At 63.6% G+C, this 23557-nt stretch carries 19 protein-coding genes; 16 read left to right on the top strand and 3 right to left on the bottom strand.

Features of this window, described 5'->3' with window-relative positions; translation table 11 throughout:
- Nucleotides 1-132: 132 nt before the first annotated feature.
- Genes dapC through map form a run of 3 tightly spaced genes read right to left on the bottom strand, consistent with a single transcriptional unit; the run spans nt 133 to nt 4858 of the window.
- Nucleotides 133-1329, bottom strand: coding sequence for a succinyldiaminopimelate transaminase (dapC, locus tag CCOS865_RS22595; RefSeq protein ID WP_119145010.1), 1197 nt, complete (start codon nt 1327-1329; stop codon nt 133-135).
- Between the two features lie 22 nt (nt 1330-1351).
- The gene (locus CCOS865_RS22590) at nt 1352-4054 is read right to left on the bottom strand and encodes a [protein-PII] uridylyltransferase (protein ID WP_119145008.1); all 2703 of its coding nucleotides are present in this window, start codon (nt 4052-4054) and stop codon (nt 1352-1354) included.
- 21 nt (nt 4055-4075) lie between these two features.
- Nucleotides 4076-4858: a type I methionyl aminopeptidase gene (gene map, locus CCOS865_RS22585; protein WP_119145006.1), complete on the bottom strand. Its 783-nt coding sequence runs from the start codon at nt 4856-4858 to the stop codon at nt 4076-4078.
- A gap of 347 nt (nt 4859-5205) precedes the next feature.
- Between map and rpsB the strand changes: the two genes are divergently transcribed.
- The 16 genes from rpsB to dnaE all read left to right on the top strand — a co-directional run bounded on the left by rpsB (nt 5206) and on the right by dnaE (nt 23503).
- Nucleotides 5206-5943 carry a 30S ribosomal protein S2 gene (gene rpsB, locus CCOS865_RS22580; protein ID WP_119145004.1) on the top strand — a complete coding sequence of 246 codons (738 nt, stop codon included), beginning with the start codon at nt 5206-5208 and terminating at the stop codon, nt 5941-5943.
- Between the two features lie 187 nt (nt 5944-6130).
- Nucleotides 6131-6994 carry a translation elongation factor Ts gene (tsf, locus tag CCOS865_RS22575; RefSeq protein WP_119145002.1) on the top strand — a complete coding sequence of 288 codons (864 nt, stop codon included), beginning with the start codon at nt 6131-6133 and terminating at the stop codon, nt 6992-6994.
- A gap of 181 nt (nt 6995-7175) precedes the next feature.
- The gene (pyrH, locus tag CCOS865_RS22570; RefSeq protein WP_084854362.1) at nt 7176-7919 is read left to right on the top strand and encodes a UMP kinase; all 744 of its coding nucleotides are present in this window, start codon (nt 7176-7178) and stop codon (nt 7917-7919) included.
- Complete coding sequence (gene frr / locus CCOS865_RS22565; protein ID WP_119145000.1) at nt 7916-8473, top strand: ribosome recycling factor; 558 nt, start codon at nt 7916-7918, stop codon at nt 8471-8473. Before pyrH ends, frr begins: the two co-directional genes overlap by 4 nt.
- A 16-nt stretch (nt 8474-8489) precedes the next feature.
- On the top strand, nt 8490-9245 hold the full coding sequence (gene uppS / locus CCOS865_RS22560; protein ID WP_119144998.1) for a polyprenyl diphosphate synthase: 756 nt from the start codon (nt 8490-8492) through the stop codon (nt 9243-9245).
- A complete protein-coding gene (locus CCOS865_RS22555) occupies nt 9245-10060 on the top strand; it encodes a phosphatidate cytidylyltransferase (RefSeq protein ID WP_119144996.1) in 816 nt (271 codons plus the stop codon). Before uppS ends, CCOS865_RS22555 begins: the two co-directional genes overlap by 1 nt.
- Entirely contained in the window at nt 10057-11247 is a 1191-nt protein-coding gene (ispC, locus tag CCOS865_RS22550) for a 1-deoxy-D-xylulose-5-phosphate reductoisomerase (protein WP_119144994.1), read from the top strand. The genes CCOS865_RS22555 and ispC overlap by 4 nt, the downstream gene beginning before the upstream one ends.
- A gap of 46 nt (nt 11248-11293) precedes the next feature.
- Entirely contained in the window at nt 11294-12646 is a 1353-nt protein-coding gene (rseP, locus tag CCOS865_RS22545) for an RIP metalloprotease RseP (protein WP_119144992.1), read from the top strand.
- Between the two features lie 73 nt (nt 12647-12719).
- The gene (gene bamA, locus CCOS865_RS22540) at nt 12720-15068 is read left to right on the top strand and encodes an outer membrane protein assembly factor BamA (RefSeq protein ID WP_119144990.1); all 2349 of its coding nucleotides are present in this window, start codon (nt 12720-12722) and stop codon (nt 15066-15068) included.
- Between the two features lie 44 nt (nt 15069-15112).
- Nucleotides 15113-15616 carry an OmpH/Skp family outer membrane protein gene (locus CCOS865_RS22535; RefSeq protein ID WP_119144988.1) on the top strand — a complete coding sequence of 168 codons (504 nt, stop codon included), beginning with the start codon at nt 15113-15115 and terminating at the stop codon, nt 15614-15616.
- Nucleotide 15617: 1 nt separating this feature from the next.
- On the top strand, nt 15618-16673 hold the full coding sequence (gene lpxD / locus CCOS865_RS22530) for a UDP-3-O-(3-hydroxymyristoyl)glucosamine N-acyltransferase (RefSeq protein WP_119144986.1): 1056 nt from the start codon (nt 15618-15620) through the stop codon (nt 16671-16673).
- Nucleotides 16674-16786: 113 nt separating this feature from the next.
- A complete protein-coding gene (fabZ, locus tag CCOS865_RS22525; RefSeq protein WP_101317259.1) occupies nt 16787-17227 on the top strand; it encodes a 3-hydroxyacyl-ACP dehydratase FabZ in 441 nt (146 codons plus the stop codon).
- Nucleotides 17224-18000, top strand: a complete 777-nt coding sequence (gene lpxA, locus CCOS865_RS22520) for an acyl-ACP--UDP-N-acetylglucosamine O-acyltransferase (protein WP_119144983.1) — start codon at nt 17224-17226, stop codon at nt 17998-18000. The genes fabZ and lpxA overlap by 4 nt, the downstream gene beginning before the upstream one ends.
- 1 nt (nt 18001) lies before the next feature.
- On the top strand, nt 18002-19129 hold the full coding sequence (gene lpxB, locus CCOS865_RS22515; RefSeq protein WP_119144981.1) for a lipid-A-disaccharide synthase: 1128 nt from the start codon (nt 18002-18004) through the stop codon (nt 19127-19129).
- Nucleotides 19130-19753, top strand: coding sequence for a ribonuclease HII (gene rnhB, locus CCOS865_RS22510; protein WP_119144979.1), 624 nt, complete (start codon nt 19130-19132; stop codon nt 19751-19753).
- A gap of 225 nt (nt 19754-19978) precedes the next feature.
- Nucleotides 19979-23503, top strand: coding sequence for a DNA polymerase III subunit alpha (gene dnaE / locus CCOS865_RS22505; protein WP_119144977.1), 3525 nt, complete (start codon nt 19979-19981; stop codon nt 23501-23503).
- Nucleotides 23504-23557 lie beyond the last annotated feature (54 nt).

Genomic DNA, 23557 nt, shown 5'->3' with positions numbered 1-23557 from the left:
GCCGGGGCCGCTGTGCGGCCCTTCGCGGGCAAGCCCGCTCCTACAGGCTGCGCGCTGATCTCTATGGGAGCGGCGGTGCGCCGATGCGATTTACCCGCTGGGCCCGCAGCGCGGGCCCAGCGGGTTCAGGTCTCAGCGTTTGCCAAGGAAATCCCGAATCCGCTCGGCGGCCTCGATGCACTCGGCCAGCGGCGCAACCAGCGCCATGCGCACACGGCCAGCGCCCGGATTCACGCCATCCACCTCACGCGACAGGTACGAACCCGGCACCACGGTCACGTGCTGTGCCTCGAACAGGTCGCGGGTGAACTCGGCATCACCGCCCGGGACCTTGGCCCACAGGTAGAAGCTGCCATCCGGACGCTGCACGTCCATCACCGGCTGCAGGATATCCAGCACTGCGTCGTACTTGGCGCGGTACTGATCGCGGTTGGCGCGCACGTGCGCTTCATCCTGCCAGGCGGCGATGCTCGCCAGCTGGGTCTGCACCGGCATGGCGCAGCCGTGGTAGGTGCGGTACAGCAGGAACGGCTTGATGATTGCCGCGTCGCCAGCGACGAAGCCCGAACGCAGGCCCGGCAGGTTGGAGCGCTTGGACAGGCTGTGGAACACCACGCAACGCTTGAAGTCGCTGCGGCCGAGCTCGGCGCAGGCGGTCAGCAGGCCCGGCGGCGGGTTCTCTTCGTCGAAGTACAGCTCGCTGTAGCACTCGTCCGAAGCGATCACGAAGTCATGCTCGTCGGCCAGGGCGATCAGCTTCTTCAGGGTATCCATCGGCACCAGGGCGCCCGTGGGGTTGCCCGGGGAGCAGAGGAAGAGGATCTGGCAGCGCTGCCAGACGTCGGCCGAGACCGCGTCGAAGTCGGGGTTGAAGCCGTTGTCTTCCAGGCACGGCAGGTAGTGCGGGGTGGCGCCGGCCAGCAGCGCCGCGCCTTCGTAGATCTGGTAGAACGGGTTCGGGCTGATCACCAGGCCGTCATCGGCACGGTTGACCACCGTCTGGGTGAAGGCGAACAGCGCTTCACGGGTGCCGTTGACCGGCAGGATGTGGCGGTCGGCATCGAGCCAGCCGGTCGGCACGCCGAAGCGCTGCTCGCACCACTGGCCAATGGCCTGGCGCAGGCCTGGCAGGCCCAGGGTGCTCGGGTACACCGCCAGCTTGTCGAGGTTGTCGGCCAGGGCCTTGGCGACGAATGCCGGCGATTCGTGCTTCGGCTCGCCGATCGACAGGGCGATGGCGCGTTTGTCCGCCGCCGGCGTCACGCTGCCCAGCAGGGCGCGGAGTTTCTCGAACGGGTAGGGCTGCAGCTGGGTCAAGGCATGGTTCATCGGCGCAAGGTCTCGTCAATCGTTAGAAGGTTATGCGGGTAGGGCTGGCGTCGCTGGCCTGGCCGGCCTGCAGCTGCTGGACGATCGCCTCCTGCAGGCGGGCGCACAGTTGCGGGTCGGACAGCGGCTGGTTGTCGGCATCGGTGACGAAGAACACGTCTTCCACGCGCTCGCCGAGGGTGGCGATCTTGGCGTTCTGCAAGGACAGGTCGAACTCGAGGAAGATCCGCCCGATCCGCGCCAGCAAGCCAGGGCGGTCGGGAGCGATGATCTCGAGGACGGTCACCGGCCGCTGGGCATCATTGTGGATGGTCACCTGCGGCGCAAAGGTGAAGTGCTTGAGCTGGCGCGGTACCCGGCGCTGGATGATGGTCGGGTAGTCCTCGGGGTTGCGCAGGGCCTCGGTCAGGCCCTCGCGGATCTGCTTGACCCGCTGCGGGTTGTCACCGATCGAGCCACCGTCGTTGTCCAGCACGATGTAGGTGTCGAGGGTGAACTGGCTGCTCGAGGTGATGATCCGCGCGTCATGAATGTTCAGGTTGAGCTGCGACATCGCGGCCACGGTCACGGCAAAGAAGTCGTGCTGGTCGGGCGCGTAGATGAAGATCTGCGTGCCGCCCTCGAATTCGCGCTGGGTGGTTTCCTTGATCAGCACCAGTGGGCCGCCATCGGCAGGCTGCTGGAGGATCGCGTCACTGTGCCAGGCGACATCGGCGGCGGTGTGGCGCAGGAAGTAGTCATCGCCCAGCTGCGACCAGAGTTGCTCGACATCGTCGGGGTCGGTGCCCTCGCGGATAAGAATGTCGAGCGCCGAGCTTTGCGTCTGGCGGATCAGCTCCTCGCGGTCGAGCGGGTTCTCCAGGCCGCGACGCAAGGCACGCTTGGTCTCGGTATAGAGCTGGCGCAGCAGGCTGGCGCGCCAGGAGTTCCACAGGCTGGGGTTGGTCGCATTGATGTCGGCGACGGTCAGCACGTAGAGGTAGTCCAGGCGCGTCTCGTCGCCGACCAAGAGGGCGAAGTCGTTGATCACCTGCGGGTCGGAGAGGTCCTTGCGCTGGGCCGTGGTGGACATCACCAGGTGGTTCTGCACCAGCCAGACGATCAGCCGGGTATCCCAGGTGGGCAGCTGGTGGCGCTCGCCAAAGGCCTGGGCGTCGACCGCGCCGAGTTCGGAGTGGTCGCCCTGGCGGCCTTTGCCGATGTCGTGGTAGAGCCCGGCCAGGTAGATCAGCTCAGGCTTGGGCAGGCGGCCCATGATCTTGCTGGCCAGCGGGAATTTCTCCGACACTGGGGTGTACTGCAGCTTGCGCAGGTGCTTGATCAGGTTGAGGGTGTGCGCGTCAACCGTATAGATGTGGAACAGGTCGTGCTGCATCTGCCCGACGATCAGGCCGAACTCCGGCAGGTAGCGGCCCAGAATGCCGTAGCGGTTCATCCGCCGCAGGTTGCGGTGGATGCCGATCTCGCACTTGAATAGCTCGATGAACAGGCTGGTGTTGCGGATATCGTTGCGGAAGCTGTCGTCGATCAGGTGCCGATGCTCGCGCAGCAGACGCACCGTGTCGGCGCGCACGCCCTTGATTTCGGGGTGCTGGGCCATCAGCACGAAGATCTCGAGCATGGCGAACGGGGTGCGCTTGAAGACGTTCGGGCTGACCGCCTCGATGTAGCCATCATGCAGGCGGAAGCGCGCGTTCAGCGGCTGGGTGGTGCCGCTGTCGTCGTCGGCGAGGATGACCTCCTCGAAGTGCTGGATGATCAGGTCGCACAGCTGGCTGATGCTCATCACCACCCGGTAGTACTGCTGCATGAACTGCTCGATGGCGCGCTTCGGGTTCTCGTCGCTGAAGCCCAGCAGCGCGGCGATGCTGCGCTGGTGGTCGAACAGCAGGCGGTCTTCGGCACGCCCGGCGAGCATGTGCAGGGCATAGCGCACGCGCCACAGGAACGCCTGCGAGGACGCCAGCAGCTCGTTCTCGCTCTCCAGCAGGAAGCCTTCGCCCGCCAGTGCATGGAGGTTCAGGGTGCCGTACTGGCGGCGCGCCACCCAGAGCACCGTCTGGATGTCGCGCAGGCCGCCCGGCGAGCCCTTGACGTTGGGTTCGAGGTTGTACTCGGTGTCGTTGTACTTGTGGTGGCGGGCCTTGAGCTCGGCGCGCTTGGCCAGGAAGAACTCCTTGCTCGGCCACAGGTGCGCGGTGCTGGTCGCCTCGAGCATGCGCTGGCGCAGTGATTCGGGGCCGGCGACGGTGCGGCTTTCCATCAGGTTGGTGATGATCGTCAGGTCGGCGCGCGCCTGTTCGACACATTCCTCGATGCTGCGCACGCTCTGGCCGACTTCCAGGCCGATGTCCCAGAGCAGGGTCAGGAAGCGCTCGATGGCGTCGCGGTAGGTCTCGTGCTCGGCGCCGTCGAGCAGGATCAGCAGGTCGATGTCCGAATACGGGTGCAGCTCACCGCGGCCGTAGCCGCCGACGGCGACCAGGGCGATACCGCTGGAGTTGTGCCAGTCGAACTGGTTCCAGGCCTGTTGCAGGATATTGTCGACGAACCAGGCGCGATCCTCGATCAGTCGGCGGATCTCGCGGCCTTCGCGAAAGCGCCGGTCGAGCTCCTCGCGGGCCAGCCGCAGGGCCTTCTTGAAGGCAGGGATAGGGCTGGCCTTGAGCGCCAGCTCGGCCTGGAACTGACCGCGGTCGAACAGCTCTGGATCCACCTGGGGCATCGAGTCGCTTTCCTGGAAGTGTTAGGCCGAAACGCGCGGGATGGTGTCGTCTTTGCGCAGGGTGAAGATCTCGTAGCCGGTGGCGGTGACCACCAGGGTGTGTTCCCACTGCGCCGAGAGCTTGCGGTCCTTGGTGATGGCGGTCCAGCCGTCGCCCAGCACCTTGGTGTCGGCCTTGCCCTGGTTGATCATCGGCTCGATGGTGAAGGTCATGCCTTCCTTGAGCTCCATGCCCGTGCCGGCGCGGCCGTAGTGAAGAATTTGCGGCTCTTCGTGGAACACCTTGCCGATACCGTGGCCGCAGAACTCGCGGACCACCGAGAAGCCGTTCTTCTCGGCATGCTTCTGGATCACTTCACCGATGTCGCCCAGGCGGCAGCCCGGCTTGACCAGCTCGATGGCCTTGTACATGCATTCCTGGGTGATCTGCGACAGGCGCTCGGCCCAGACCGGCACGGTGCCGACGTGGAACATGCGGCTGGTGTCGCCGTGGTAGCCGTCCTTGATCACGGTCACGTCGATGTTCAGCGTGTCACCGTCCTTCAACGGCTTGTCGCTGGGGATGCCGTGGCAGACCACGTGGTTGATCGAGGTGCAGATCGACTTCGGGTAACCCTTGTAGTTGAGGGGCGCCGGTATGGCCTGCTGGACGTTGACGATATAGTCATGGCACAGGCGGTCGAGCGCTTCGGTGGTGACACCGGGCTTGACGTGCTCTTCGATCATTTCCAGCACTTCGGCGGCCAGGCGGCCGGCGATGCGCATCTTTTCGATGTCTTCTGCGGTCTTGATGGTAACGGTCATTACAGGCTCTCTACGGCGCCGTACAGGGCGCGAACAAACGGGAAAGGCCGGATTCTAGCAGAGCAGCGCCCCCCTCTGTCGGGAGAAAAGGCCCCTCGGCTGCGGTCTATTGAGGGCATTCTGGCGCGATTGACGGCTCGCTGCAAAAACCACTGACGGACGAGGCAGTATCCGGGTTCCGTTAAGCCGCGGTCTGTGGTATAAAATGCGCCGCTTTCGGGGACGACCCCGTGAGCATTAACCCACACACGTGTCGACACGATGACCTGGGTGCCCCGAACGCTTCGGCGTCGTGGGTTGGTCATTGGGATACGTGGAGGCCCAACCCGACTTATCAAGGAACTATCATGTCCCAAGTCAATATGCGCGATATGCTGAAGGCCGGTGTGCACTTCGGTCACCAGACCCGTTACTGGAACCCGAAAATGGGTAAGTACATTTTCGGCGCGCGTAACAAGATTCACATCATCAACCTGGAAAAAACCCTGCCGATGTTCAACGACGCTCTGTCGTTCGTCGAGCGCCTGGCCCAGGGCAAAAACAAGATCCTGTTCGTCGGTACCAAGCGTTCCGCCGGCAAACTGGTCGCCGAGCAAGCCGCTCGTTGCAACTCGCCGTACGTTGACCACCGCTGGTTGGGCGGCATGCTGACCAACTACAAGACCATCCGCGCTTCGATCAAGCGTCTGCGTGACCTGGAAGTCCAGGCCGAAGATGGTACCTTCACCAAGCTGACCAAGAAAGAAGCTCTGATGCGTTCGCGCGATCTGGAGAAACTGGACCGCAGCCTGGGTGGTATCAAGGATATGGGCGGTCTGCCAGACGCTCTGTTCGTTATCGACGTTGATCACGAGCGCATCGCGATCACCGAAGCTAACAAGCTGGGTATCCCGGTTATCGGCGTAGTCGATACCAACAGCAGCCCGGAAGGTGTTGATTACATCATCCCAGGCAACGACGACGCCATCCGCGCCATCGAGCTGTACATGACTTCGATGGCTGACGCCGTCATCCGCGGCCGCAACAATGTTGCTGGCGGCACCGAAGTCTATGTTGAAGAAGCGGCGGCACCTGCTGCTGAGTAATTGACGCCCGGCGTCTACTTGGCACGCGAAAAGGGGGCTTGGCCCCCTTTTTGCCACCTGAAATCCTCCTGTCAGCAACACGGCCGCATGATGATGTCCTGCTGGCATGATGACAGTGGATTTACAGAATTGAACGCCCGTGACGAGCGGGTGGAATGGTTGAAAAACTTTCCAAGAGGATTTTGAAATGGCAGCAATTACTGCAGCGCTGGTCAAAGAACTGCGCGAGCGTACCGGCGAAGGCATGATGGATTGCAAGAAAGCCCTGGAAAAGGCTGACGGCGACATCGAAAAAGCCATTGATGACATGCGTGCTTCGGGCGCCATCAAGGCCGCCAAGAAGGCTGGCAACGTTGCCGCTGAAGGCGCTATCGCCATCAAGGCCGACGACACGTCTGCCGTACTGCTGGAAGTGAACTCGCAGACCGACTTCCTGGCCCTGCAAGACGACTTCAAGAACTTCGTCGCTGAAAGCGTCGAAGCTGCTTTCGCCGAGAAGCTGACCGATGCCGCACCGCTGATCGCTGCTCGCGAATCGGCGCGTGAAGCCCTGGTCGCCAAGGTTGGTGAGAACGTCAACATCCGTCGCCTGGTGCGCGTTGAGGGTGACGTTGTCGGTACCTACCTGCACGGCAACAAGATCGGTGTCGCTGTGGTCCTGAAAGGCGGTGACGTCGAGCTGGCCAAAGACATCGCCATGCACGTCGCTGCAAGCAACCCAGAGTTCCTGCTGCCATCGGAAGTCTCGGCTGAAGCGATCGAGCGTGAGAAGGGCGTGTTCCTGACCCTCAACGAAGAAAAAATCAAAGGCAAGCCTGAGAACATCGTTGAAAACATGGTCAAAGGCCGTATTTCCAAGTTCCTGGCCGAAGCCAGCCTGGTAGAACAGGCCTTCGTCAAGAACCCGGAAGTCAAAGTCGGCGAACTGGCCAAGAAGGCCGGCGCTGAAATCGTTTCCTTCACCTACTTCAAGGTCGGCGAAGGCATCGAGAAGCCGGTTGACAACTTCGCTGAAGAAGTTGCCGCCCAGCTGGCTGCTGCCAAGCAGTAAGACAGACACCGTCTGTCGCCCCAAAGAGGCTGCCCGCTCACGCGCGCAGCCTCTTTGTCAAACCGGAGCCAGGTTTATCCGGCCTGGCTCCGCTGGCGCTGAAGCAGCGCCACGCTACAGTTAGCAGGCTGTTACCCAGCCCGCGCAGAATTTTCTTTAGACGCCGCAGGAGAGACTCGCAATGGCTCAGCAGGTGAGTGGTCGCCAACCTCGCTATAAACGCATTTTGCTCAAACTTAGCGGCGAGGCCCTGATGGGCTCGGAAGAGTTCGGGATCGACCCGAAAGTATTGGACCGCATGGCCCTGGAAGTCGGCCAGCTGGTCGGCATCGGCGTGCAGGTCGGCCTGGTCATCGGCGGCGGCAACCTGTTCCGCGGCGCCGCGCTCAGCGCCGCCGGCATGGATCGCGTTACCGGCGACCACATGGGCATGCTTGCCACCGTGATGAACGCCCTGGCCATGCGCGACGCCCTTGAGCGTTCGAACATCCCGGCGCTGGTCATGTCGGCCATTTCCATGGTCGGTGTCACCGATCATTACGATCGTCGCAAAGCTATTCGCCACCTCAACTCCGGGGATGTGGTAATTTTCTCCGCCGGTACCGGCAACCCGTTCTTCACCACCGACTCCGCAGCCTGCCTGCGTGCCATCGAAATCGATGCCGATGTGGTGCTGAAGGCGACCAAGGTCGACGGTGTGTACACTGCCGATCCATTCAAGGACCCACACGCCGAGAAGTTCGATCACCTCACCTACGATGAGGTCCTGGATCGCAAGCTGGGTGTGATGGACCTGACCGCAATCTGCCTGTGCCGCGACCACAAGATGCCATTGCGGGTATTCAACATGAACAAGCCTGGCGCCCTGCTGAACATCGTGGTGGGTGGCGCTGAAGGTACTTTGATCGAGGAAGGCCAAGCATGATCAACGAAATCAAGAAAGATGCTCAGGAACGCATGACCAAGTCGCTGGAATCGCTCCAGCACGCGTTCAGCCGTATCCGCACCGGTGTAGCCCACCCGAGCATTCTGGAAGGTGTGATGGTGCCTTACTACGGCGCGGACACGCCGATCAAGCAAGTGGCCAACATCACCGTCAAGGATTCGCGCACCCTGCAAGTCGTCGCCTTCGAGCGCAACATGCTGGGCGCCGTCGACAAGGCGATCGGCAGTGCAGGCCTGAACCTGAACCCGACCAACCTCGGCGAGCTGCTGCTGATCACCATGCCGGCACTGACCGAAGAAACCCGCAAGGGCTTCACCAAGCAGGCGCGTGACGCTGCTGAAGACGGTCGTATCGCCGTGCGCAACATCCGTCGCGACGCGCTGAGCCAACTCAAGGACCTGGTCAAAGAGAAAGAGATCAGCGAAGACGAAGAGCGCCGCGCTGCGGATGAGATCCAGAAGCTGACCGACAAGTTCGTGGCTCAGATCGAGGTTGCCGTGAAGGCCAAGGAAGCGGACCTGATGGCCGTCTGAGGCCAGGGTTCTCTTCATGGAAAAGACCAAGCAAGCGGTACCGTCATCGGTGCCGCGCCACGTCGCGATCATCATGGACGGCAATAATCGCTGGGCAAAGAAGCGTCTGCTGCCCGGTGTTGCCGGCCATAAAGCCGGCGTCGATGCCGTGCGGGCGGTGATTGAGGTCTGCGCCGAGTCCGGGGTCGAGGTGCTGACCCTGTTCGCCTTCTCCAGCGAAAACTGGCAGCGCCCGGCCGAAGAAGTCGGTGCGTTGATGGAGTTGTTCTTCACGGCCTTGCGCCGCGAGGCCAGGCGCCTCAACGACAACAACATCAGCCTGCGCATCATCGGTGATCGCACCCGCTTTCATCCGGGGCTGCAGGCCGCCATGCGCGAAGCCGAGGCGGCGACGGCCGGGAGCAATCGCTTCATCCTCCAGGTCGCTGCCAACTACGGTGGCCAGTGGGACATCGCCCAGGCCGCCCAGCGGCTGGCGCGCGAGGTCCAGGCGGGGCATCTGCGGCCGGACGACATCACCCCGGGTCTGCTGCAGACCTGCCTGGCGACCGGCGACCTGCCGTTGCCGGACCTGTGCATCCGCACCGGTGGCGAGCACCGCATCAGCAACTTCCTGCTGTGGCAGCTGGCGTATGCCGAGCTGTACTTCTCCGACCTCTTCTGGCCGGACTTCAAACACGAGGCCATGCGTACCGCCCTGGCCGATTTCGCTTCGCGCCAACGCCGCTTCGGTAAGACCAGCGAGCAGGTCGAAGCTGGAGCTCGTGCTTAATGCTTAAACAACGCATCATTACTGCGCTGATCCTGTTGCCGGTCGCGCTGTGCGGCTTCTTCCTGCTCAATGGCGGGGATTTCGCACTCTTCATCGGCTTTGTGGTGACGCTGGGCGCCTGGGAATGGGCGCGCCTGGCCGGGCTCATGGCCCAGCCGCTGCGCATTGCCTATGCCGCGGTGGTCGCCGGGGCCTTGATGCTGCTGTACCTGATGCCCGACCTGGCGCCTTGGGTGCTCGGTGCTTCGGTGATCTGGTGGGCGCTGGCTACCTGGCTGGTGCTGACCTACCCGCGCAGCAGCGAGCTGTGGGCGAGTGCCGCCTGCCGCCTGCTGATCGGCCTGCTGGTGCTGCTGCCGGCCTGGCAGGGCCTGGTGCTGCTCAAGCACTGGCCGCTGGGCAACGGGCTGATCCTGTCGGTGATGGTCCTGGTGTGGGCGGCCGACATCGGTGCCTACTTCTCCGGGCGTGCCTTCGGCAAGCGCAAGCTGGCCCCGCAGGTGAGCCCGGGCAAGAGCTGGGAGGGCGTTTATGGCGGCCTCACGGTCAGCCTGCTGATCGCCCTGGGCGTTGCCCTGGTGCGTGAGTGGAGCATCGGCCAGCTGCTGCTCGGCCTGCTCGGTGCGGTGGTGGTGGTCATGGCCTCGGTGGTCGGTGACCTGACCGAAAGCATGTTCAAGCGCCGCGAAGGGATCAAGGACAGCAGTAACCTGCTGCCCGGTCACGGCGGCGTGCTCGATCGCATCGACAGCCTGACCGCAGCCATCCCGATGTTCGCGGTACTGCTCTGGGCCGCCGAATGGGGTGTCATGTGAGCCGTGCCCAGCGCATCACGGTACTGGGCGCGACCGGTTCGATCGGCCTCAGCACCCTCGATGTGATCGCGCGTCACCCCGAGCGCTACCAGGTATTCGCCCTCAGTGGCTACTCGCAGGTCGAGCAGCTGTTGGCGCTGTGCCTGCGCCATCGCCCGGTGTATGCCGTGGTGCCCAGCGCCGAGGCTGCCGCGCGGCTGCGCGCAGGCCTGGCCGACGCTGGCAGTGCCACCGAGGTGCTCGAAGGCGAGGCGGGGTTGTGCCAGGTCGCGTCGGCCAGTGATGTCGATGCGGTGATGGCGGCCATTGTCGGCGCGGCCGGCCTGCGTCCGACCCTGGCGGCGGTCGAGGCGGGCAAGAAAGTCTTGCTGGCCAATAAAGAGGCGCTGGTGATGTCCGGCGCGCTGTTCATGCAGGCCGTGCGCCGCAGTGGCGCGGTGTTGCTGCCGATCGACAGCGAGCACAACGCGATCTTCCAGTGCCTGCCTGGCGACTACGCCCGCGGCCTGGGTGCGGTCGGCGTGCGGCGGATCCTGCTGACCGCCTCGGGCGGGCCGTTCCGCGAAACGCCGGCGGCGCAGCTCGAGCAGGTCACCCCCGAGCAGGCGTGCGCGCACCCTAACTGGTCGATGGGGCGCAAGATTTCCGTCGACTCGGCGAGCATGATGAACAAAGGCCTCGAGTTGATCGAGGCGTGCTGGTTGTTCGATGCCGCGCCGGCCCAGGTCGAAGTGGTGGTGCATCCGCAGAGCGTGATTCATTCGCTGGTCGACTATGTCGACGGTTCGGTGCTGGCCCAGCTGGGCAACCCGGACATGCGCACGCCGATCGCCAATGCCTTGGCCTGGCCCGAGCGGATCGACTCCGGCGTGGCGCCACTGGACCTGTTCGCCATCGCCCGTCTGGATTTCCAGGCACCTGACGAACAGCGCTTCCCCTGCCTGCGCCTGGCGCGTCAGGCTGCCGAAGCGGGTAACAGTGCCCCGGCGGTGCTCAACGCGGCCAACGAAGTGGCCGTGGAGGCATTTCTCCAGCGGCGTATCCGCTTCCCGGAGATCGCGGGTATGATCGAACAGGTGCTCGACCAGGAGCCCGTAGTGGCAGTGTCGTCGCTGGAGGCGGTGTTCGCCGCCGACCAGCGCGCCCGCGAGCTGTCGCGGGAATGGTTGCGGCGACACGGTCGCTGATGCGCGCTCGCTCCAGGGTTGTCCTGAACGTCATTCGGAGATGGATATGACTGCGCTCTACATGATTATCGGTACCCTGGTTGCGCTGGGTGTGCTGGTTACCTTCCATGAATTCGGCCACTTCTGGGTGGCCCGCCGTTGTGGGGTCAAGGTGCTGCGCTTTTCGGTGGGCTTCGGCACGCCGCTGGTGCGCTGGCACGACCGCCACGGCACTGAATTCGTGGTCGCGGCGATCCCTCTGGGCGGCTACGTGAAGATGCTCGACGAGCGCGAGGGCGACGTCCCGCCAGCGCTCGCCGACCAGTCGTTCAATCGCAAGACGGTCGGCCAGCGCATTGCCATCGTCGCGGCCGGTCCGATCGCCAACTTCCTCCTGGCCATCGTGTTCTTCTGGCTGCTGGCGATGCTCGGCACCCAGCAGGTGCGTCCGGTGATCGGTGCGGTCGAGGCGGGTAGCCTGGCTGCCACTGCCGGCCTGAGCGCCGGTCAGGAAATTGTTTCGGTTGATGGCAAGCCGACCAACGGTTGGTCTGCGGTCAACCTGCAGCTGGTACGCCGCCTCGGCGAGAGCGGCACCCTGCGGTTCGGCGTGCTCGACGAAGGCGCCACGGCCGAGCGCCAGCACGACATCGTGCTCAGTGCCTGGCTCAAGGGCGCCGATGAGCCCGACCCGATCCAGTCGCTCGGCCTGCGCCCATGGCGCCCGGCCGTGGTGCCGGTGTTGGCCGAGATCGAGGCCAAGGGCCCGGCCGCCGTTGCCGGGCTGAAGGCCGGCGACAAACTGTTGGCCCTCGACGGGGTAGCGTTGAACGACTGGCAGCAAGTGGTCGACAGCGTCCGTGCGCGTCCCGACGCCAAGGTCGTGCTGCGCGTCGAGCGCGATGGCGCAGCCCTGGATGTCCCGGTCACCCTGGCGCGGCGCGGCGAAGGCCAGGCCTCCGGCGGCTACCTGGGTGCGGGTGTGAAAGGCGTCGAATGGCCTGCGAGCATGCTCCGCGAAGTCAGCTACGGGCCGTTGGCGGCCCTGGGCGAGGGCGTTTCACGCACCTGGAACATGAGCGTCCTGACCCTTGAATCGCTGAAGAAAATGCTCTTCGGGGAGCTCTCGGTAAAAAACTTGAGCGGACCGATAACCATTGCTAAAGTGGCGGGCGCTTCAGCCCAGTCCGGCGTGGGGGATTTCCTGAATTTCCTGGCCTACCTGAGCATAAGCCTGGGAGTTCTGAACCTGCTGCCCATCCCGGTACTGGATGGGGGGCATTTGCTGTTCTACCTGATCGAGTTGGCGCGCGGTCGTCCGCTGTCGGATCGGGTGCAAGGTTGGGGGGTCCAGATCGGTATCAGTTTGGTCATAGGGGTGATGTTGCTCGCCCTGATCAACGATCTGGGTCGACTATAAAGCTTCACTCAATTGCGAACCCGCTGCCCTTTCGCGGCGGGTTGTTTATTGCCAGTTGGAATAAAAGGACTTCATGAAACGTCTGCTGCTAACTGCGGTCCTCTCCGCACTGATGATCGCTGAAGTTCACGCCGAGTCCTTCACCATCTCCGATATTCGTGTCAACGGCCTGCAGCGGGTATCCGCCGGCAGCGTGTTCGGCGCGTTGCCCCTCAACGTCGGTGATCAGGCCGACGACCGTCGCCTGGTGGACTCCACCCGCTCGCTGTTCAAGACCGGCTTCTTCCAGGACATCCAGCTGAGCCGCGACGGCAATGTCCTGATCATCAACGTGGTCGAGCGCCCGTCGGTGTCGAGCATCGAGATCGAAGGCAACAAGGCGATCAGCACCGAAGACCTGATGAAGGGCCTGAAGCAATCGGGCCTGGCCGAAGGCGAGATCTTCCAGCGTGCGACCCTCGAAGGCGTGCGTAACGAACTGCAGCGCCAGTACGTCGCCCAGGGCCGCTACTCGGCCGAAGTCGATGCCGAAGTCGTGCCGCAGCCGCGTAACCGCGTCGGCCTGAAGATCAAGATCAACGAAGGCACGGTGGCCGCGATCCAGCACATCAACGTGGTGGGCAACACCGTGTTCGATGATGACGAAATCGGTCAGCTGTTCGAGCTGAAGACCACCAACTGGCTGTCGTTCTTCAAGAACGACGACAAGTACGCCCGCGAAAAACTCTCCGGTGACCTCGAGCGCCTGCGCTCGTACTACCTGGACCGCGGCTACATCAACATGGACATCGCCTCCACCCAGGTGTCGATCACCCCGGACAAGAAGCACGTCTACATCACCGTCAACATCACCGAAGGCGAGAAGTACACCGTCCGTGACGTGAAGCTCTCCGGTGACCTCAAGGTGCCGGAAGACCAGGTCCAGTCGCTGCTGCTGGTGCAGCCGGGCCAGGTCTTCTCGCGCAAGGTGATGACCACCACGTCCGACCTGATCACCCGTCGCCTGGGCAACGAAGGCTATACCTTCGCCAACGTCAACGGCGTGCCGCAACCGCACGATGAAGACCACACCGTCGACATCATGTTCGTGGTCGATCCGGGCAAGCGTGCCTATGTCAACCGCATCAACTACCGCGGCAACACCAAGACCGAAGACGAAGTGCTGCGTCGCGAGATGCGCCAGATGGAAGGCGGCTGGGCCTCGACCTACCTGATCGACCAGTCCAAGACCCGCCTCGAGCGCCTGGGCTTCTTCAAGGAAGTCAACGTCGAGACCCCACCGGTACCGGGTACCGATGACCAGGTCGACGTCAACTACAGCGTCGAAGAACAAGCCTCCGGTTCGATCACCGCCAGCGTCGGCTTTGCCCAGAGCGCCGGTCTGATCCTCGGTGGTTCGATCAGCCAGACCAACTTCCTCGGTACCGGTAACAAGGTCTCGATCGGTCTGACCCGTTCGGAATACCAGACCCGCTACAACTTCGGCTTCGTTGACCCCTACTGGACTGCCGATGGCGTCAGCCTGGGTTACAACGCGTTCTACCGCAGCACCGACTACGACGACCTCGACGTCGACGTGGCCAGCTACGCGGTGGACAGCCTGGGTGCCGGTGTCAGCATCGGTTACCCGATCAGCGAGACCTCGCGCCTCACCTACGGCCTGACCGTACAGCAGGACAAGCTCAAGACCGGCCGTTACACCGTTGACGAGATCTTCGACTTCGTCGACAAGGAAGGCGATAACTTCCTCAACTTCAAGGCGTCTGTCGGTTGGTCCGAGTCGACCCTGAACAAAGGCGTGCTGGCAACCCGTGGTCACTCCCAGAGCCTGACCCTGGAAACCACCGTGCCGGGCAGCGACCTGTCGTTCTACAAGCTCGACTACCGTGGCCAGCTGTTCAAGCCACTGTCCAACGACTACACCCTGCGCCTGCACACTGAACTGGGCTACGGCGACGGCTTCGGCGGTACCTCGGGCCTGCCGTTCTACGAGAACTACTACGCGGGTGGCTTCAACTCCGTTCGCGGCTTCAAGGACAGCAGCCTGGGCCCACGCAGTACGCCGAGCAAGGGTAACAAGCCTGGCACCCTCGCCGACCCGGACCAGGATCCGCTGCCGTTCGGTGGCAACGTGCTGGTCCAGGGTGGCGTCGAGTTGCTGTTCCCGCTGCCGTTCGTCAAGGACCAGCGCTCGCTGCGCACCTCCGTGTTCTGGGATGTGGGTAACGTGTTCGATACCAATTGCGGCTCCAAGCCCGATTGCGCCAAGGTCGGTTTCTCCGACATGGCCAGCTCGGTCGGTTTGGGCGTGACCTGGATCACCGCGTTGGGCCCGCTGAGCTTCAGCCTGGCGATGCCGATCAAGAAGCCGGAAGAAGCCGATACCCAAGTGTTCCAATTCTCTCTGGGCCAGACCTTCTAAGGTCGGCCCGTGCTTAACGACAACGGATTATCCAGGAGTGCATCGTGCGTAAGTTGACCCAACTGGCCGTATTGGCCGCGGCGCTGGTCGCCACCCCGGCTTTCGCCGAAATGAAGGTTGCTGTACTGAACTACCAGATGGCCCTGCTGGAGTCGGACGCCGCCAAGAAATACGCAGTCGATGCCGAGAAGAAGTTCGGCCCGCAACTGACCAAGCTCAAAGGCCTGGAAAGCAGCGCCAAAGGCATCCAGGACCGTCTGCTCAAGGGCGGCGACAAGATGCAGCAGCAAGAGCGTGAACGCCTCGAGCTGGAATTCAAGCAAAAAGCCCGTGACTTCCAGTTCCAGTCCAAGGAACTCAACGAAGCCAAGGCCGTTGCCGACCGTGACATGCTCAAGCAGCTCAAGCCCAAGCTGGATGGCGCTGTCGAGGAAGTGATCAAGAAGGGCGGCTTTGACCTGGTGCTCGAGCGCGGCGCAGTGATCGATGTCAAACCGCAGTACGACATCACTCGCCAAGTCATCGAGCGCATGAACCAAGCCCGTTGATATGACCCTGAACCTGACGCTCGGCCAGCTGGCCGAGGCGCTCGGCGCTACCCTCAAGGGCCCCGAGACGCTGCAGATCACTGGGCTGGCCACCTTGCAGGAGGCTGGTCCTGGGCAGTTGAGCTTCCTCGCCAACAAGCAGTACCGCAAATACCTGGACAACACCCAGGCGGCCGCGGTGCTGCTCAAGGCTGCGGACGCTGAAGGCTTTGCCGGCAACGCCCTGATCGTCGCGGACCCGTACCTGGCTTACGCGCGTATTTCGCACCTGTTCGATCCCAAGCCCAAGGCTGTGGCGGGTATTCATCCCAGCGCCGTGGTTGCCGAAGATGCTCAGGTCGATGCGACTGCCAGTGTCGGCCCGTGCGTGGTGATCGAGAGCGGGGCGCGGATTGCGGCGAACGTCGTGATCGGCGCCCACGGTTTCATCGGTGCGCGCTGCGTGATCGGTGAAGGTGGCTGGTTGGCCCCGCGGGTAACCCTGTACCACGACGTGACCATTGGTGCCCGGGTGACCATTCAGTCGGGTGCGGTGATCGGTGGTGAGGGCTTCGGCTTCGCCAACGAGAAGGGTGTGTGGCGCAAGATTGCCCAGATCGGTGGCGTGACCATCGGCGACGACGTCGAGATTGGCGTCAATACCGCCGTTGACCGCGGCGCGCTGTCTGACACGCGCATCGGTGACGGGGTCAAGCTCGACAACCAGATCCAGATCGCGCACAACGTGCAGATCGGTGACCACACGGCCATGGCCGCGTGTGTCGGCATCTCCGGCAGCACCCGCATCGGCAAGCACTGCACCATCGCCGGCGGCGTCGGCATGGTCGGGCACATCGATGTGTGCGACAACGTGTTCGTTTCCGGCATGACCATGGTGACCCGTTCGATTACCGAGCCGGGTGCCTATTCTTCCGGCACCGCCATGCAGACCTTGGGCGACTGGCGCAAGAGCGCCGCACGCATCCGTCAGCTCGACGAGATGGCCAAGCGTCTCCAGCAGTTGGAAAAACGCGTCGATACCGTGACCTCAGGTGGCCAGCCGACATCAGAAGGCTGATACCATTTCCTGAGCAAGAGTGAACCGTTGCTAGCTGGCTCCTCTTTGGATTGCAAAAGGAGCGTGTGGTCAGCACCTGCGCTCCCTATTCTTATTACAGGCTTCCCCCCGAAATGATGGACATCAACGAGATTCGCGAATACCTGCCTCACCGTTACCCGTTCCTGCTGGTGGACCGGGTCACGGAGCTGGACTTCGAGGCCCAGAGCATTCGTGCCTACAAGAATGTCAGCATCAACGAGCCGTTCTTCAATGGCCACTTCCCGGCGCATCCGATCATGCCGGGCGTGCTGATCATCGAGGCGATGGCCCAGGCGGCCGGGATTCTCGGATTCAAGATGCTCGATGCCAAGCCGGCAGACGGCACGCTGTACTATTTCGTCGGGTCCGACAAGCTGCGTTTCCGCCAGCCGGTACTGCCGGGTGACCAGCTGGTGCTTGAGGCCAAGTTCCTCAGCCGCAAGAGCATGATCTGGAAGTTCGAGTGCCGCGCCCTGGTCGACGGCAAGCCAGTCTGCTCGGCTCAGATCACCTGCGCGGAACGCTCCCTATGAATTCGATTGATCCGCGGGCCATCATCGACCCTTCGGCCAAGTTGGCCGAAGGCGTCGAGGTGGGCCCCTGGTCGATCGTTGGGCCCGATGTCGAGATCGGGGAGGGCACGGTCATCGGCCCTCACGTGGTACTCAAGGGGCCGACCCGGATCGGCAAGCACAACCGCATCTACCAGTTCTCCTCGATTGGTGAAGACACCCCTGACCTCAAGTACAAGGGTGAGGCCACGCGCCTGGTGATCGGCGATCACAACGTGATCCGCGAAGGTGTGACCATCCACCGTGGCACGGTCCAGGACCGCGCGGAAACCACCGTGGGTGACCACAACCTGATCATGGCCTATGCCCACATCGGCCATGACAGCGTGATCGGCAGCCACTGCATCCTGGTCAACAACACCGCGTTGGCGGGCCACGTGCACGTCGGTGACTGGGCGATCCTGTCCGGTTACACCCTGGTGCACCAGTACTGCCATATCGGCGCTCACGCGTTTTCCGGCATGGGCACCGCGATCGGCAAGGACGTGCCTGCGTTCGTTACCGTGTTCGGCAGCCCCGCCGAAGCGCGCAGCATGAACTTCGAAGGCATGCGTCGGCGTGGGTTCAGTGACGAGGTGATCCACTGCCTGCGTCGCGCCTACAAGATCGTCTACCGCCAAGGCCTGACCGTCGAAGAGGCGCTCAAGGAACTGGCCCCGCTGGCCAGCCAGCATCCCGAGGTCGAGCTGTTCCGTCAGTCGATCCAGAATTCCGCTCGCGGCATCACACGCTGACATGGGCCAACTGTGCGTTGCGTTGGTCGCGGGTGAGGCCAGCGGCGATATTCTCGGCTCCGGTTTGATGCGCGCGCTCAAGGCGCGCCATCCGGACGTGCGGTTCATCGGGGTCGGTGGGCCGTTGATGGAAGCCGAGGGCATGCAGTCATATTTCCCCATGGAGCGCCTGGCGGTCATGGGCCTGGTCGAGGTGCTGGGGCGCCTGCGTGAGCTGCTCAAGCGCCGCAAGCTGCTGATCCAGACCCTGATCGCCGAGCAGCCGGATGTGTTCATCGGCATCGATGCGCCGGACTTCACCCTCAATATCGAATTGAAACTGCGTCAGGCCGGGATCAAGACCGTGCACTACGTCAGCCCCTCGGTCTGGGCCTGGCGGCAGAAGCGCGTGCTGAAGATCCGCGAAGGCTGCGACCTGATGCTGACCCTGCTGCCGTTCGAGGCGCGCTTCTATGAAGAGCAGGGCGTGCCGGTGCGCTTCGTTGGCCATCCGTTGGCCGACACCATCCCGCTGGACGCTGATCGCCAGGCCGCCCGTGCCGAGCTGGGTATGACCCAAGGGCCGTTGGTCGCGCTGATGCCGGGCAGCCGGGGCGGCGAAGTCGGCCGTCTGGGGGCGTTGTTCCTGGATGCCGCCGAACGCCTGCGCCAGCTAGTGCCGGGCGTGCGTTTCGTGCTGCCCTGTGCCAACCCGACGCGGCGGGCGCAGATCGAGCAGATGCTCGATGGGCGCGACCTGCCGCTGACCCTGCTCGACGGCCAGTCGCACCTGGCGCTGGCGGCCTGTGATGCGGTGTTGATCGCCTCGGGCACGGCGACCCTGGAAGCGATGCTGTACAAGCGGCCGATGGTGGTCGCCTATCGCCTGGCGCCATTGACCTACTGGATCCTCAAGCGCCTGGTGAAGAGCCCGTACGTGTCGCTGCCCAACCTGCTGGCCCAGCGCCTGCTGGTGCCCGAGCTGCTGCAGGACGCCGCCACCAGCGAAGCCCTGGCGCAGACCCTGGCGCCGCTGGTGGCCGATGGCAGCCAGCAGACCGAATCTTTTGATCAGATCCACCGCACCTTGCGCCGTGACGCCTCGAACCAGGCGGCAGAGGCGGTGCTTGCCTTGTTGGAGCAACGCTAGATGCAGATGGGACTGGATTTCACCTTGGTCGAAGAGCTGGTTGCCGGCGTCGACGAAGTCGGTCGTGGCCCGCTCTGCGGCGCGGTGGTCACCGCGGCGGTGATTCTCGACCCGAACCGGCCGATCCTTGGCCTCAACGACTCGAAGAAGCTCACCGAAGCCAAGCGTGAAGCGCTGTTCGACGAGATCTGCGAAAAAGCCTTGAGCTTTTGTATCGCCCGCGCCGAGGTCGATGAAATCGACCGCCTGAACATCCTCCAGGCGACCATGCTGGCCATGCAGCGCGCGGTCGAGGGCCTGAGCGTCACGCCGAAACTGGCGCTGATCGACGGCAACCGTTGCCCCAAGCTGGACGTGCCTTCGGCGCCGGTGGTGCAGGGTGACGCCAAGGTGCCGGCGATCGCCGCGGCGTCGATCCTGGCCAAGGTCACCCGCGATCGCGAGATGAGTGCATTCGAGCTGATCTATCCCGGCTATGGGATGGGCGGGCACAAGGGCTACCCGACGCCAGTGCACCTCGAGGCGCTGGCACGCCTGGGGCCTACGCCGATTCATCGGCGCTCGTTTGCGCCAGTGCGCGCAGCCTATGAAGCGCGTGAAGGCGTTTCTACCTCGCTGATCTGATCGGCGTATTGGGGCCGCTTCGCAGCCCTTCGCGGGTGAACCCGCTCCCACAGATACGGCGCTGACTTCGAGAGCGGCGCCGTCCTTGTGGGGGCGGGCTTGCCGGGACGCCGGACCGCCGCGAAGGGGCGCGAAGCGGCCCCAATAGCTTCACCCAACATTTAAGCCAAGCACATTTACGGTACAATCCCGCGCTTGTTGTCTCGCTCTGCTATAGGACCCTCCATGTCGGTTTCCTTCGTTCACCTTCGCGTGCACTCCGAATTTTCCCTGGTCGATGGCCTGGTACGGATCAAGCCGCTGGCCAAGGCCTTGGCCGGGATGAACATGCCGGCGGTGGCGATCACCGACCAGAGCAACATGTGCTCGCTGGTGAAGTTCTACAAGAACGCGATGGGTGCGGGGATCAAGCCGATCTGCGGCGCCGACCTGTGGCTGGCCGGTGCCGACGCGGAAGCACCGCTGTCGCGCATCTGCTTCCTGGCGATGAACCCCAAGGGTTACCGCAACCTCACCGAACTGATCTCGCGCGGCTGGGTCGACGGCCAGCGCAATGGCCTGGTGATCATCCAGCGTGACTGGATCCCGCCCGCCAGCGAGGGCTTGATCGCGCTTTCCGCCGCGCGTGAAGGCGACATCGGCGTGGCCCTGCTGGGCAGCCGGCATGAAGAGGCCGAAGCGCTCCTGCGTGACTGGATGGGCATGTTCCCCGGGCGTTTCTACGTGGAAGTGCAGCGCACCAACCGCGCCGGTGACGAAGAATACCTGCACGCCGCCGTGGCCCTGGCCGATCGCCTCGGTGCGCCGCTGGTGGCGACCAACGATGTGCGCTTCATCAAGCAGACCGATTTCGACGCCCACGAGACGCGCGTGTGCATCGGCGAGGGCTGGACCCTCGACGACCCGCGGCGCCCGCGCCTGTACAGCGACCAGCAGTACCTGAAGAGCCAGGAAGAAATGGCCGAGCTGTTCAGTGACCTGCCGGACGCCGTGGCCAACACCGTGGAGATCGCCAAGCGCTGCAACATCCAGGTCCAGCTGGGCAAGCACTTCCTGCCCGACTTCCCCACGCCCAACGGCATGGGTATCGACGATTACCTGCGGCATGTGTCCCACGAGGGCCTGGAAGACCGCCTGACGGTGATCCTGCCCAAGGACACCACCGACGATTACGACGCCAAGCGCCAGGTCTACCTGGACCGGCTGAAGTTCGAGCTGGATATCATCATCCAGATGGGCTTCCCCGGTTACTTCCTGATCGTCATGGACTTCATCAAGTGGGCCAAGAGCAACGGCGTGCCGGTCGGCCCGGGCCGGGGTTCGGGTGCCGGCTCGCTGGTCGCCTACGTGCTGAAGATCACCGACCTCGACCCGCTGGCCTACGACCTGCTGTTCGAGCGCTTCCTCAACCCTGAGCGGGTCTCCATGCCCGACTTCGACGTCGACTTCTGCATGGACGGTCGCGACCGGGTCATCGAGTACGTCGCCGACGCCTACGGGCGCAATGCGGTCAGCCAGATCATCACCTTCGGCACCATGGCCGCCAAGGCGGTGGTGCGCGACGTGGCGCGGGTGCAGGGCAAGTCCTACGGCCTGGCCGACCGCCTGTCGAAGATGATTCCGTTCGAAGTCGGCATGACCCTGGAGAAGGCCTACGAGCAGGAAGAGATCCTCCGTGACTTCCTCAAGAGCGACGAGGATGGCCGCGAGATCTGGGACATGGCCCTCAAGCTCGAGGGCGTCTGTCGAGGCACCGGCAAGCACGCCGGTGGCGTGGTCATCGCGCCGACCAAGCTGACCGACTTCTCGCCGATCGCCTGTGACGAAGAGGGCGGCGGCCTGGTGACCCAGTTCGACAAGGACGACGTCGAGGCCGCTGGCCTGGTCAAGTTCGACTTCCTCGGCCTGCGTACCCTGACCATCATCAAGTGGGCGATGGAGACGATCAACCGTGAGCAGGCCAAGAGCGACCTGCCCGACCTGAACATCGACTTCATCCCGCTGGACGACAAGAAGACCTACGAGCTGCTGCAGAAGGCCGAGACCACGGCGGTGTTCCAGCTCGAGTCGCGCGGCATGAAAGAGCTGATCAAGAAGCTCAAGCCTGACTGCCTGGAAGACCTGATCGCACTGGTGGCGTTGTTCCGCCCCGGCCCGCTGCAGTCGGGCATGGTCGACGACTTCATCAACCGCAAGCACGGTCGCGCCGAGCTCGCCTACCCGCACCCGGACTACCAGTACGACGGCCTGCAGCCGGTCCTGGCGCCGACCTACGGCATCATCCTGTACCAGGAACAGGTGATGCAGATCGCCCAGGTGATGGCCGGCTACACCCTCGGTGGCGCCGACATGCTGCGCCGGGCGATGGGTAAGAAAAAACCCGAAGAGATGGCCAAGCAGCGCGGCGGTTTCATCGAGGGTTGCGCCAACAACGGCATCGATGGCGAGCTGGCGGGGAACATCTTCGACCTGGTAGAAAAATTCGCCGGCTACGGCTTCAACAAGTCGCACTCGGCCGCCTACGGCCTGGTCTCGTACCAGACCGCCTGGCTCAAGACTCACTACCCGGCGCCGTTCATGGCCGCGGTACTGTCGGCGGACATGCACAACACCGACAAGGTGGTGGTGCTGATCGAAGAAGTGCGCAACATGAAGTTGCGCCTCGACGCGCCGGACGTGAACGCCTCCGAGTTCAAGTTCACGGTCGACCCCGATGGCCGCATCATCTATGGCCTGGGGGCGATCAAGGGCGTGGGTGAGGGTCCGGTAGAGGCCATCGTCGAAGCGCGCAGCGCCGGCGGGCCGTTCAAGGACCTGTTCGACTTCTGCGAGCGGATCGACCTCAAGCGCGTCAACAAGCGCACCCTCGATGCGCTGATCCGCAGTGGTGCGCTGGACCGCCTCGGCCCGTACTTCCACGACGAGATCAAGGCCTACCAGGCCAATGTCGACCGTAACCGGGCCGTGCTGCTGACGGCCCTCGAAGAGGCGGTCAAGTCGGCCGAACAGACCGCGCGCACCGCCGACAGCGGGCACATCGACCTGTTCGGCGGCCTGCTGGTCACCGAGGACGTCGACGTCTATGCCAGTCACCGCAAGGCGCGCGACCTGACCCTCAAGGAGCGCCTGAAGGGTGAGAAAGACACCCTCGGACTGTACCTGACCGGCCACCCGATCGACGAGTACGAGGGCGAGATCCGCCGCTTCGCCCGCCAGCGCATCATCGACCTCAAGCCGTCACGTGAAGTGCAGACGGTCGCCGGGATGATCATTGCCCTGCGGGTCATGAAGAACAAGAAGGGTGACAAGATGGGCTTCGTCACCCTCGATGACCGCTCCGGGCGCATCGAGGCGTCGCTGTTCGCCGACTCCTTCATGGCGGCCCAGGCCTTGCTGCAGACCGACGCCATGGTGGTGGTCGAAGGCGAGGTGAGCAACGATGATTTCTCCGGTGGCCTGCGCCTGCGGGTCAAGCAAGTGATGACCATGGAAGACGCCCGCACGCGCCTGGCCGAGAGCCTGCGCCTGAAGATCGCGCACGATGCGCTCAAGGGCGACCGGCTGAGCTGGCTGGGTGAGCTGATCACCCGCCATCGCGGTGGCTGCCCGATCACCCTGGAATACACCGGCAGCGATGCCAAGGCCATGCTGCAGTTTGGCGACGATTGGTCGATTGACCCGGCCGATGGCCTGATTCAGGCCCTGCGTGACCAGTTCGGGCGTGAGAACGTCTTCCTGCAATACCGCTAAATGCGACGAATTTAATCTCGACCTGAATGCGCCTGATCCCTTAAGGTAGGGCGC

Origin of the sequence: Pseudomonas reidholzensis, from assembly GCF_900536025.1 — a bacterium.
GTDB lineage: Bacteria > Pseudomonadota > Gammaproteobacteria > Pseudomonadales > Pseudomonadaceae > Aquipseudomonas > Aquipseudomonas reidholzensis.
Note: the sequence above shows the minus strand (reverse complement) of the source record. Positions and strands in the feature narration are given on the sequence as shown.